This window comes from Pseudoscardovia suis (genome assembly GCF_002797875.1).
Lineage (GTDB): Bacteria > Actinomycetota > Actinomycetes > Actinomycetales > Bifidobacteriaceae > Pseudoscardovia > Pseudoscardovia suis.
The window spans coordinates 375,177-387,912 of sequence record NZ_PGFC01000002.1 but is presented as its reverse complement, the minus strand read 5'-3'; the positions used below and the strand labels follow the sequence as shown (position 1 = coordinate 387,912).

Below are 12,736 nucleotides of genomic sequence, written 5' to 3'. Positions count from 1 at the left end.
CACGCCGGCACACATCGTGCGCGGCCTATATCAGCTACCAACCATACCCGACCTCTCGGTGTCCGCTCACAGCGGACGGACGGCAAGGCTGATGGATGGCAATCTGAGGAATGACAGAGAAACAGACAGCAACGCTGACGGACGACAGGGCTGACGGACGACAAAGCAAACGGACAGCGAGACTGGCGATGGCAGAGCAAACGAATCGAACGACCGGAAAACGAACGGCAGAGGAATCAAGCGACAGACGAATCAAACGACAATGGCGACGTCCAATTCATATTTCACGCAGATTCATACCGCACACAGGCTCACACTGCACGCAGGCTCACACTTCGTACGGTTCACCCGCCTGCGCTTCAGCCCCCGCTCTCCTTCTGCGCGCACGGGCGATTGCGCACAGCGCGATGCCAGCAACGGCAAGCACGCCCACCACGGCGAGTGCCACGCGGGTGCCGGTGGACGCCAGATTCACGCCCGAAGGGGCGGAGTTGCCGTGGTACTCATTGTCGGCGGATGCCCGGCCGGAAGGATTCGCGCTGCTCGTCGCGGCGCCCGATGTCGGAGATGCCGCGGCAGACGCACGCAATGGGGAGGCGCTGCCCGTGGAGGTCGGCGAGGAGGCTGACGCGCGAGAAGAAGAGCTGGATGGCGCAGCTGCCGAATTGAGCGCCTTCCCCGCTTGCGCCAATGCATCCTTGGCCTGATCGAGAGCCTTGTCGGCGGCATCCTTGCGGGATTTCGCCGCATCAACATCAGCCTGCGCACGGTTGAGTGCATCCTGTGCGATTTGCTGGGCGGACTGGGCATCCTGCAGACGCTGCGCCGCCTGTTGCGCAACGGTCTGGGCCTGGGCGAGCGCGGTGTCCACCGCCGCCTTGGCAACGGCGGGATCGAATGAATCAGGGTCCAGCCCTGTGATGGCCGACGTGGCATCGGATAGGTCGGACTTGGCCTTGGCAATCGCCTGCTTCGCTTGATCGGAGTTGGCGGCAGCGTCAAGCGCCGCCTTGGCATCCTTCAAATCGTTCAGCGCCTGCTGGGCGCGCTCATTCGCGGACTGGTCGTTCGCCACGTCCTGTGCGGCCTGGGCAAGCGCCGTCTTCGCCTGGTCGAGTCGCTGCTGGGCGGATTGCACTGCCGCGTTGGCGGCATCCGCTGCCTGTTGAGCGCACGCGAGCGCCTGTTCGGGCGTGGTGACCGTGGTGCATGAGGTCGTGTCGTCGGCATAAGCGGACGCAACGATCATGTCACTGAACACGCCATCCGCGGCGCCACCTGAGGCTCCACCTGCGATGCCGCCGCCCACGCATACCGCGCAGGCAATCACCAATCCCGCCACGGCCTTCGCCAAGCAGCGCGCCTTCCGCCCGGTCATATCAACGCCGCCTGCGACATTCCCCGTGGTTCGTTCCTCAGCTTTTTTCGCGGTTTCCGTCATGGCCCCTTCTTCCATCATGCCCCTACCATACTGTGTCATAGCATACCCCGCACCGTCTGCCACTGATCCAATCCGTGATTAATCCCGTTTCCATCATATCGTCATCCGCCGCAGCCCGCCGCTACCATGGCAGTGACGGAAGGAACGCAAACATGAACATCGACATCATCGCCCCCGGTCGCATCAAGGAGCGCTATCTGCGCGATGCAATCGAGGAGTATTCGAAACGGCTGTCGCGATTTTGCAAACTCACCATCATTGAAGTGGCCGACGAAAAGACGCCCGAGCACGCGACGCCCGGCACCGACGAGCTCATCAAACGCAAGGAGGGCGAGCGCATCGCGAAGCATATCAAGGATGGTGCATACGTAATCGCACTGGCCATCGACGGGCAGATGCTCGCCTCGGAGCGTTTTGCTGCAAAACTCGATGATCTCGCACTGCACGGCGCCAGCCACATCCAGTTCATCATCGGCGGCTCGCTTGGGCTGGCGCCAGAGATCCTGGCGCGCGCCGACTGGAAGCTGAGCTTCTCCCCCATGACCTTCCCGCACCAGCTTATGCGTGTGATTTTGCTTGAGCAAATCTACCGCGCGTTCAAAATCAACGCGCACGAACCATACCATAAGTAGAATCGCCTCGGGACTTCCCGGGAACTGGACCGGATTGGATTTGTCGCTTTCAGGCGAAGACCCGGGCTTTCCATAACAGGCTCAGCCAGCACACGCATTTCACGAGCCGCATGCGTGATGGGGATGCGCCCCAGCGGTGACCGGCAACGCAGCGGTGACCGGCAATGAAAAGACCGCCTGCACCATGACAGGCATGGTACAGGCGGCTTGCAAAACGCGAGCCGAGCATGCGGCACACGGCTCATGCCCCACTCAGCGCCTCAACATCTCAGCGCCTAGGGTTGCATCACTGCTTCTTGGTTCGGCGCAACATCAGTGCTCCACCGCCAATCAGCAAAACACCGACCACAGCAAATAGGATGATGCCAGCAGCACCGGTGGACGGCAGCAGGCCACGGTAGTTCTTCACCACCAGCACACCGTTGCTGACAGAGGTATTGCCGCCCTGCTTGGCGAGGGAGTAGGTCAGGGTCTGTGTAGTTCCGTCCGTGCGGACAAGATCAGCCTGGTCGCTGAACCCTTGCACCGACACCGTCACTGCGATGGCGGAATTCAATGCACGGTATCCGGCAGCGGCCTTGGTTTCCTTCAGATAATACGTAACGCCATCGGCGCTGCCGGCAACGCCTTCCACGTTGATCTTGCCGTCTTCACCCGTCACAAGCGTCGTCACGGCGCCATTGGGATCATACTCATATGCGGAGCCGTTAGAAGAGAACTTGACGAGCTTCGTGCATTCTTCATCGGAATACACCTGGAACTCAACGCCAGAGAGCTCAGCGGAATTGGACCCGTCGATCTTATCGACCTGCAAGTTCATCGTGTACACATACGGATGCTCGGTTGGCGTCTTCTCACCGCCCGTCGTCGAATACGGACTGTGCTGGTACGTCACATCGTAGGCATTGCCGATGGCCGTGTTGATCGGTGCGTCCTGGGACAGGTGCGCGGTGTAATACAGCTTCACCCACTTGCCCGCCAGCGCCTTGTTGGCGACGTTGGCGGTCAGGTTGGTGCCGGTGTCGTCGCCGAAGGCCCAGGTGAGGGTCTTGCCATCCGCTGTGGTGGTGGTAGGCGCCAGGCTTGTGTCATACAATCCGTTCGCCGCAGAGAAGTCCACATCGGAAGTGGTGGAATCAAAGGCGTCGCCGATCTGGATGGCATCCGCGTGATCGAAAACAAGCGACGAATCCAGAGTGTCGTTCATCGTGAACCAGAAGCCCTTGTCGGCATACTGGCTGCTCCACTGGGCAGGCACATAGAACGTCAGCTGGTAATGGATCGGCTCGTTCTGGTTCACCACTGCAGCCTTGCGCTGCTGGGAATGATCTGCCTCCACGATGTTCTTGTGTGATTCGGGAGTCTTGGACTTCACGGTCACGGGCACGTCACCACCGGTCACAGGTGTCGTCATGACCAGAGACACCGGAGAGTTGTCGGCCTGTGCCGACGGCAAGGCGGGATTGTCCCCCGTGGTCTCCTGAATCAGATACCAGCCGTAATCGAGGCCGGACAGCTTCCGCGCGCCGGAAGACTGCGGCACAAAATCGTCATTCGTCTTTGTGGGCGCCACTTTGTTGTCTACAAGCACCGTTTGGAGTTCTTTTGCGAAGGAGCGCGCCTCCTCGTCGCTGCTGCCATCATGCTGACGTTGTGCCAGATGTGACACCGCTTCGACGACATCATCCTCCGACGACGTGGCGGTGACATTCCTATCGTTCGTCGTGTCCTTGTCAATGGGGAGGTTCAGATTTGCAGCGGCTGTGCGCACGTATGGCAGATACTCGTCGGTGATGTCTACGGTGAGGCTGCCATCCGAGGATTGACTCGAGATTCTGATGGGCTCCCACGCTTGGAAGGTTCTGTTGGCCAGACTATCGGAGGACTGGAGGGTGATGCTTGCACCGGTGGACGAATCCGCGATGGCGCGCTGCGGCGCCAAGGCGACCACGGCAGCAAGCATTCCCAGAATTGACAGGATGGCGACGGCCACCCTGCACGACTTGTTTTTCGCAAGGACACTCATTGTGTCTTTTCCTTTCTCTTGGAATTCTCTCTGGACCTGTCCGCTGCGCAAATGCACTGTGCGTCTGCACGGCGGACAGGAATTGTTGCGGTAAACAACGATTAATGAGTGAGTTTGGTTACTGGGCGAGTTGTTTGTTAGTGAAAACAACGGATAGATGGACAAATGGATGGATCGAATTAGACAGATAGAACGAGTGGCCGGAATGAGCCAACGGGCACAACCGAAACATGATGGATTCGGCAGACGCAGACACATCCGGGCTCGGCAACAGGCTGTCCGCGAGGCAGCAGCAATCGTGTCATTTCGCCACCCCTCACCTGCGGGAATCCCGTCGAGGATGCTTACCTGACCGTCTTGAGCCATGACGCGGTGCTTTCCCCGTCTCGGCCAACGCAACGGTGCTTCCCAGCAGCATGGTGATTCCCCCCGCCCCTGCAAAAGCCCACATGCCACCGAAGCGCCCTGTATTCGGAAGGAAAAACTGTTTCTTGTGATTTTGCACGGTAATCGATGCCGTTCCATCGGTTTCCTGCGCAATAGCCTGTCCGTCATAGGTGATGGCCAGTGTCGACAACACGACGACGGAATGCTCGACATCCGACGCCTCATATCCATTCGGCGCCCGGGTCTCCTTGAGGGTGTAGGTCCCTGGCGTGACGCCAGTGAAACTGGCCATGCCGTCCGCTGCGGTCACCACCGATGAGGTTGTGCTCACACCGTCCGCATTCGTCCCGGTGAGGGTGAACTGAGCCCCGGCAAGCACCGTGCTGTTGTTGATTTCATCCACCTTTCGGAGAGTGAACGACGTGCTGTTGCTCACCGGTGTGTTCACCCAAGGAATGGTGTAGGAATCCGGGTATTCGTCTTCTCCTGTGGGAGAGTCGGAGATTGTGAAGTAGATGGGGTCGGACCGCAGGGAATATCCACTGGGCGCGGCGGTTTCCTTGAGATAGTATTTCGTGCCTGGGTGCAGAGACCACCCATCGCGATCCTGCCGGCCGGTGACTGTGACGATTCCATCGCTGCCCGACACGAACTCGTTCTCCGTGACTGGGGAGGAGTCATCATCCGCCTTGTACAGCTTGAAATGCGCACCCGGCAGGGGCTTCGTGAGGTCTCCGGAATCGTTTTTCAGCAGGCGGATGCTGGGGACGGAAGCGCCGCTGGAGGATTCGCTGGACACATTCGTCGAGCTTTCAATGCTACTGGTCTGCCCATGCAATGATGCTTTATTGGAATAAGTGATGTAGCCGCTTCCCTTGAGATAAACGGTGTATGTAAGGGTCACGGGCGTCTTGTCGGGGAACGTGACGCTTAAAGTATTCGTCTGACTGTCAAGCTGGAACGAGACACCATCGGTCGGTGTCGTTTGCAGGGAATTCACGTCAAGTGCCATGTTCGACGACATCGTATCGGTCAGGATGAGCGTATCGCCATAGGGGTTGATGTCGGTGCTCGCAGGGTTCAACGTGATTCTGAAGGTCGCGGTCCTCTTCTGTGGATCGACCGACGTCTGCTCCTTGTTCACCATGCGATACGTGTATGTGGAGACGATGCTCCCCGAGCTGTTGCCATTCCATGTAGCGGTGTTCGTGAACGTCGTGGTGCCGTTGTTGTCGGTAGCACGCTGGTTGAGCGTGCTCACGGCGTTGGCATCCTTGGCAATAAGGCAGTACCAGATTTTGTACCGCGAATAATATGCGCCGTTGTTTTTCGCAATCGCCCCAGAGGACACGTGGATGATCGCCCCGGACGAGGTCTCGCTCCAGGTGATTGGCGCGCTGCCTTCCTGCCCTTGGTAATACTGGTCGCCTCCGAACACTTTGTTCTGTCCCCACATGCCCACCTGATCGGTTGTTGCGAATGAAAACAAGGATGCGTCGAAGTCGTCGGAGATGTCGAAGTCGTCGCTGTTGACCCCCTCGAGGGTGAGTGTGAACTTGTAAACGGGCAGGTCGACGCCGTTGACGTTTCGCGTGCCCATGTATTCGGATTGCTTGGTGATGGACTGCTGCATCGGGGTCACGCTGGCGGACGCGCTTTTCGACTGTCCGTTGGCCGTAACCGTCTCGTTGTTGGTGTGAGTCGCCTGCCATCCGCCGTTTTTACCGATGGCGAGCCAATCGTCGTTATTTTGCGTGGTGAGCTTGATGGCGATGGTGCGAGCCGTGGACGTGGCGGATAGCCCGGGAATGGTGTGAGCCGTATCGGCGTAAAAAGTGATAACCACCTTCGAGGGGTCGGAAGCATCCACGGTGTAGGACTCCCCCGCTTCCAGACCCGTGACGCTCAGGGAGCCATCCACGTATGCGTCATACAACTGCCGAGAAACCGAGGCGCCGGAGCTATCAGTAACGGTTCCCCATGTGGAGGGAAGGTTATCGGTGACCATAAGGCTGTTGTAGCCAGTGGCGGGAACCGAGGCGTCTATGCTCCACACCGTGTGGTGGTAATCGGATTCGTTCGCCACCGCGGTTTTGTGAGTCTCCAGGCTGAATTGCGTGCCAATCCCCACGTATGCGTTGGTGCTCTGCGTGCCTGATTGCACCGAGGCGGACGTAGCAGAGTTGGCTACTGTGAGATCCGACAACGCTCCCGTCATGTCAACCGTTGTGTCATATGCGATGTGATACGAATACACACCGTCCGTGGAAGGGACGGCATACGTCCATGCCTTGTCTGAGGAAGGATCGGTGACGCCGAGATCGGCCCAGCTGACCTTCCTTGTGGCGATCTGGGTGCCGCTGGCATCCGTGACAGTGATGGTGATTCCATCTCCGGCGTATGACATGCGGCTTTGCGAATATTGGGCGATGCTGTCCTTGATGGTGCCGCCCGCAAGCGAGACGTGGCGTTTGCTGTTGGAATCAATCGTCCAGTGGACGGTCCGGCTGGAACCGGAGGATTGCGAAGATGATTCCGCGGTTCCGCTCTTGCTCACATCCGACAAGGCAATGGTGTGGGAGTCATCCGTGGTGACGGTGTTGTTCGACGGATTCGAATCACCGTTGCTTGTTGCGGTGAGGGTGTTGCTGGCGTTGTCAGCGGTCACAGAGCCATGGAACGCTGAATAGTCGATGATGCCGTCATAAGTGAGGGTGATTGTCTCGCCATTGGCCATCGTGGGGACCGACAATACGAATCCGTTGCCCTGGGTCTGGACCGAATAGGTTCCTGAGTTCCCCGCTATGCGCAGTGAACTGGGATCGTAGGCGATGGCGTTCCCCGCAATGGTGTCGGTTGTCGTCACGCCCGTGCTGATTCCCGTTGACTTCACAGTGGCGGTGTAATGGATTTTCCCTGCCGCCTCGTCATAGACGGAGCTTTTCGTCGTCGACAGGTCGTTGCTGGTGTCAAGCGCGAAGGTTCGTTCGACACCATCGCCGAATTTCACCATACCGTTGACCCCATGCAGGGTGAATTTAATGCCAAGCACGATTCGCGCATTCGCCGAATCTCGCAAGTGTTCGATATTGGAATCGTCCGTATTCCAGGTGATGATCAACGCGCCATTGCGAATCTCCCATTTGTTTCCCCGCACCGTGTGCATCACACCGGATTCAAGCACAGGCACGTCAAAAGTACCTGAGGCATTCACCGCATCGAAGCCTGCAGGGAGCACATATGTCAGCTGTGAGTCGCCGAATTGGATGTTATCGTTTTCGGCGAAGGTGAATCGCAGTGTCGCCTCGTCCCCATCGCGATACTGGTACACACCTTGACTGTCCGCTGAAATCCCGGATATCGACACGTCTGTGACGAACTTCGACAGGTCATCGCTCTTCGGAATTGCCGCCCAAGACCGCGAGACCCCTACGGAAGCCGTGACGATTAACGCCACAGACAGCACGAACGTCAGCAAGAGGAATATTTTGTTCCTCCTCGCACCATGTTCCTTGTGCCGAGCCGTCCCCATGACTATTCTCCCAACCAGTCCACAAATACCTGTCTTTTAGCAAACCGATACTTGCAACGCTGCCCTCTGAGAAACCATGCGATGTGTACGCAACACCGCAAATGCATTCGAGCCGATACAGTTCCAGCATTCCCTAATGTTTAAGTTTCTGTGGTGGGGATTGTCGGAACGGAATACCGCAGCATCACGGGACAGCGTTACCGTTCCGCCACGGTCACGATGGCGAGAGAAACCAAGCCGAAACACTGTATCCCCGCGGTATCACGCACCAACGTGCAAAACGAATTGCTTTGAACGTACCCCCCCCCAGACAATTCACCCGTAACCTCCAGAATCGGCGACAAATTCAAATGTCGCCGAAAACGGAAGCCACAAGCACCCTCCCCGACCCCCAAACCTCCAAAATCGGCGACCGAATCCACCACTCGCCGAAAACGGAAGTCACACGCCCAACTCCCAAGACCGAAACCTCCGCCATCGGCGACCCCTCCACGAGACGCCGAAGAAAGAGGTTAGGAGTCCCCCAAAAGACCCCCAAACCTCCAAAATCGGCGACCGGACCAAAAGCTCGCCGAAGACGGAAGCCACAACCACTGGTAAAGGGAATCTTCGCCTCCATCGTCGGCAATTAACCGGCAAAACACCGCGGATCAGACATACATCGAACACCAGTCCGTGTTCCTCATAACGCACGCACGCGCACCAGCACCGAACGAAACACCGGCCGTATCACCACGCCATCCACAACCTCTAGTCCCCCGGTAGCAACCCGTGAGTAAGTTGGACAATGGTTAATTGGACTTGAATTGGATTGGGCGCCGCGAACGACCGGCGATCGCACCGCGACTGCACGCAATTACAAGCGCAATTACATGTCAAGAGCACGATCAAGAACGAGAAAAGGATCATTGAACCTCATGGTCACCAAAGACTTCTGGGTAATGCTTGCCATGGTCATCTACTTCGTGGCCATGCTGTCCATCGGCTTTGCCTATTCGAAGCGTTCGAATTCATCCGCCAAACAATACTTCGCAGGCAACCGCGGGGTCGGTCCGTGGCTGACGGCGCTGAGCGCCGAAGCGTCCGACATGAGCGGATGGCTGCTGATGGGCCTGCCGGGACTGGCATACTTCACGGGCGCCGCCGACGCAATGTGGACCGCCATCGGCCTGGCAATCGGCACATACCTCAACTGGAAGCTCGTGGCACGCCGTCTGCGCCGCTACTCCGTGGTCGCCGGCGACGCCATCACGATCCCGGATTTCTTCTCCAAGCGCTTCCATGATTCCAAGAACGTCATCTCCACGATTTCCGCGGTCATCATCCTCGTGTTCTTCTGCGTGTATGTGGGCAGCTGCTTCGTGACGGTGGGCAAGCTGTTCTCCACGCTGTTCGGCTGGGATTACCACCTGACGATGGTGATCGGCGCCGCCGTGGTGTTCGCCTACACCCTCATCGGCGGTTACCTGTCCGTCGTCGTCACCGACTTCATCCAAGGCATGCTGATGTTCTTCGCGCTCGCCGTCGTGTTCATCGGTTCCGTCGCCTCCGCCGGTGGCATTGACAACACCATTGCATTCCTGCGCGGCATTCCCGGCTTCCTCGATGGCACGCATCTGGCGACGCCGGTGCTTGATTCGATGGGCCAGCAGATTGTGAAGGACGGGCAGGCGGTGTTCGGCGCACCGACGAACTACGGCATCATCACGATCATCTCCATGCTCGCCTGGGGCCTGGGATACTTCGGCATGCCGCAGGTGCTGGTGAGGTTCCTCTCCATCCGAAGCTCCGAAGAGATTCGCAAATCCCGTATCATCGCCACCGTCTGGTGTGTCATCTCCCTCACCTGCGGTGTGTGCATCGGCTTGGCGGGACGCGCGATGATGCCCACGCAATTCGGCACCGAGGCATCCGCTGAAAACATCTTCATCGTCATCGCGCAGGCACTGCTGCCCAGCTTCCTGTGCGGCATCGTGGTCTCCGGCATCTTCGCCGCATCCATGAGCTCGTCGTCAAGCTACATGATCATCGGCGCCAGCGCGGTGGGCGAAAACATCTACCGCGGTGTCATCAACCGCAAAGCCAGCGACCGCCAGGTCATGATGGTGGCACGCACCACGCTGCTTGTGATGTTCCTTTTCGGCATCTTCGTGGCGTTCGACCAGAATTCCTCGATTTTCCAAGTCGTCTCCTACGCGTGGGCGGGCTTGGGCGCATCGTTCGGTCCGCTGATGCTCACGTCCCTGTATTGGCGCCGCACCAATAAATACGGCGCCATCGCCGGCATGGTTTCGGGCACCGCAACCGTGCTCATCTGGCACAATCTCATCAAGCCGCTCGGCGGCGTGTTCGCCATCTACGAACTGCTGCCGGCGTTCCTCGTGTCGCTGCTGTTCATCATCGTCGTGTCGCTGCTCACGCCTGCCCCTGATGACACGGTGCTGTATGAATTTGACCATTATCTCGACGATCCGAAGGACCGCGTGGTGGACGACGACTTGGTCGCCGCCGAAATCCACGCCGCCGAGGAGCGCGAGAAAATCTGATCCGCGCTTCAGGCATGTTCTCGCCTGATGTCGGTTTCAGACACCCTGTGCGCATCACGCGCATAGCATATACAAAAGGCCCGGGCAATGCGCCCGGGCCTTTATGCAACCGTTAATTCAAGCTAGCGATTCACGCACGTTGCTCACGCAGCGACGGGATGAGCGTCCTCTTCCTCGTCGGCGATGTCGGCCACGACAGGCACGATCATCGGACGGCGATGCCACTTGCGCGAAATCCACGCGCCAAGCGTGCGGCGCATGACCTGCTGCAGCTTCTGCGTGTTCGTGTTGCCATGGATGAGCGCATCCTCAAGGTCGCGCACAATCTGATCCTTGACGGATTCGATGCTGGATTCGTCTTCGGCAACGGCGTTGAGGAAGATCTTCGGCTCGGTCACGACGTCGTGGTTCTCGGAATCCACGACGACGAATGCGCTGACGAAGCCCTCCTCCGACAGGATGCGACGCTTCTCGAGGTCTTCCTCGGTGAGCTCGCCCACGGAATCGCCATCCACATACACGTAGCCGCACGGCACGGAACCGACGACCGCAGCCTGACCGTGATACAGGTCGACCACGTCGCCGTCCTCGGCAAGCACAACGTTCTGCGGCGGCACACCAGTCTTGACGGCAACGAGACCATTGGCGACCAGATGGCGGTTTTCGCCGTGAATCGGCATGGCGCACTTGGGCTTGATGATGTTGTACAGATACAGCAGCTCGCCCTGATTGGCATGACCGGAGACGTGGATCGCGGCGTTGTCGCGGTTGACGACCTTGGCGCCCAGGCGCGTGAGCTTGTTGATGACGCCGTAGACGCTGTTCTCGTTGCCCGGGATCAGCGAGCTGGCGAGAATCACCGTGTCGAATTCCTCGATGTGGATGTCCGGATGGTTGCCGTCGGCAATGCGGCCGAGGGCTGCGAGAGGCTCGCCTTGGGATCCGGTGCACATGTAGACGATCTTGTCGTCCTGGATGTCAGCGGACTTCTTGAGGTCCACGACAGTGCCCTCGGGGATGTGCAAGTAGCCCTTGTCGGCGGCGATGGCCATGTTGCGCACCATCGAACGGCCCACGAACACAACCTTGCGGCCATACTTGTGAGCGGTGTCGACCACTTGCTGCACACGGTGCACGTGGCTGGAGAACGACGCGACGATGATCTTGCGCGTGGCCTCGGAAAACGCCTTGTCAAGCGCCGGGCCGATGGACGTCTCGGGCTTGACGAAGCCGGGGACCTCGGCGTTCGTCGAATCGCACATGAACAGGTCGACGCCCGGGTTCTCGCCCAAGCGGCCGAATTCCACCAGATCGGTGATCTTGTGGTCGAGGGGCAGCTGGTCGAGCTTGATGTCGCCGGTATCGATGAGGCTGCCGGCAGGCGTGCGCACGAACACGGCGAGAGCATCCGGGATGGAATGCGTGACCGTGATGAACTCAAGGTTGAACGGGCCGACCTTGGCCTTGTCACGGCCTTCCACAACGTGCAGGATCGGGTTGATGTTGTGCTCATCGCACTTTGCCTTGACGAACGACAGCGTGAGCTCGGAACCGTACAGCGGGATGTCCGGGCGCAGCTTGAGCAGGTAGGGCACGCCGCCGATATGATCTTCATGGCCGTGCGTGAGCACCATGCCGTCGACCTTGTCGAGACGGTCCTTGATGTATGAGAAATCAGGCAGGATCAAATCGACGCCCGGCTGTTCCTCCTCAGGGAAGAGCACGCCGCAGTCGATGATGAGGATGTGCCCGTTGTATTCGACCACATTCATGTTGCGGCCGATTTCGCCCAAGCCGCCGAGCGGCACGATGCGCATCGAACCCTTGCGATACTTCGGAGGGGCGACGAGGCCCAGTTCCGGAGTCTGGTTGCCGCCCACCTCATGGGAGCGCGGTGCGGCGGAGCGACGGCCTCCCCTGCCGCCACGGGACCTGCGAGAACCGGACGAACGCCGTGATTTCGCAGGATTTCGCTTTTCTGTTGTTTCTGCCATAGCTGTTTTCTTTTTCCTTACGCCGCTGCAAACGCCGAAGGCGCCTGCATCGCGGCTTTTTCGTCCGCGCCCTATGCGCGAACCTCACAATCACAGAAGCGGCCGGTCTGCGCGCGATGCATCATGGCATCGCGCAGATCGGCCAGCTTCGCTGAGCTATGCGGCAGTGCTATGCAAA

At 58.9% G+C, this 12,736-nt stretch carries 6 protein-coding genes; 2 read left to right on the top strand and 4 right to left on the bottom strand.

Translation table 11 applies throughout. The annotated features are described in order from the left end of the window. Positions 1-328: 328 nt before the first annotated feature. Complete coding sequence (locus tag CLV65_RS04225) at positions 329-1,459, bottom strand: hypothetical protein (protein WP_144441831.1); 1,131 nt, start codon at positions 1,457-1,459, stop codon at positions 329-331. A gap of 134 nt (positions 1,460-1,593) precedes the next feature. Between CLV65_RS04225 and rlmH the strand changes: the two genes are divergently transcribed. Further along, positions 1,594-2,073 (top strand): 23S rRNA (pseudouridine(1915)-N(3))-methyltransferase RlmH, encoded by a 480-nt coding sequence (rlmH, locus tag CLV65_RS04220; RefSeq protein ID WP_094690548.1) that lies wholly within the window; start codon positions 1,594-1,596, stop codon positions 2,071-2,073. Between the two features lie 286 nt (positions 2,074-2,359). On the opposite strand, the gene CLV65_RS08715 is transcribed toward rlmH, so the two are convergent. Together CLV65_RS08715 and CLV65_RS04210 are read right to left on the bottom strand one after the other, a co-directional pair. Then, positions 2,360-4,099 (bottom strand): SpaH/EbpB family LPXTG-anchored major pilin, encoded by a 1,740-nt coding sequence (locus tag CLV65_RS08715; protein WP_157847215.1) that lies wholly within the window; start codon positions 4,097-4,099, stop codon positions 2,360-2,362. A gap of 316 nt (positions 4,100-4,415) precedes the next feature. Beyond that, positions 4,416-7,964 (bottom strand): SpaA isopeptide-forming pilin-related protein, encoded by a 3,549-nt coding sequence (locus tag CLV65_RS04210; protein WP_094690549.1) that lies wholly within the window; start codon positions 7,962-7,964, stop codon positions 4,416-4,418. Positions 7,965-8,935: 971 nt separating this feature from the next. On the opposite strand from CLV65_RS04210, the gene CLV65_RS04205 reads away from it, so the two are divergent. Next, on the top strand, positions 8,936-10,564 hold the full coding sequence (locus CLV65_RS04205; RefSeq protein WP_094690550.1) for a sodium/proline symporter: 1,629 nt from the start codon (positions 8,936-8,938) through the stop codon (positions 10,562-10,564). A 143-nt stretch (positions 10,565-10,707) separates the two neighbouring features. Here CLV65_RS04205 and CLV65_RS04200 read toward each other — a convergent pair whose 3' ends face one another. After that, positions 10,708-12,558: a ribonuclease J gene (locus tag CLV65_RS04200; RefSeq protein ID WP_094690551.1), complete on the bottom strand. Its 1,851-nt coding sequence runs from the start codon at positions 12,556-12,558 to the stop codon at positions 10,708-10,710. Positions 12,559-12,736: the final 178 nt, after the last annotated feature.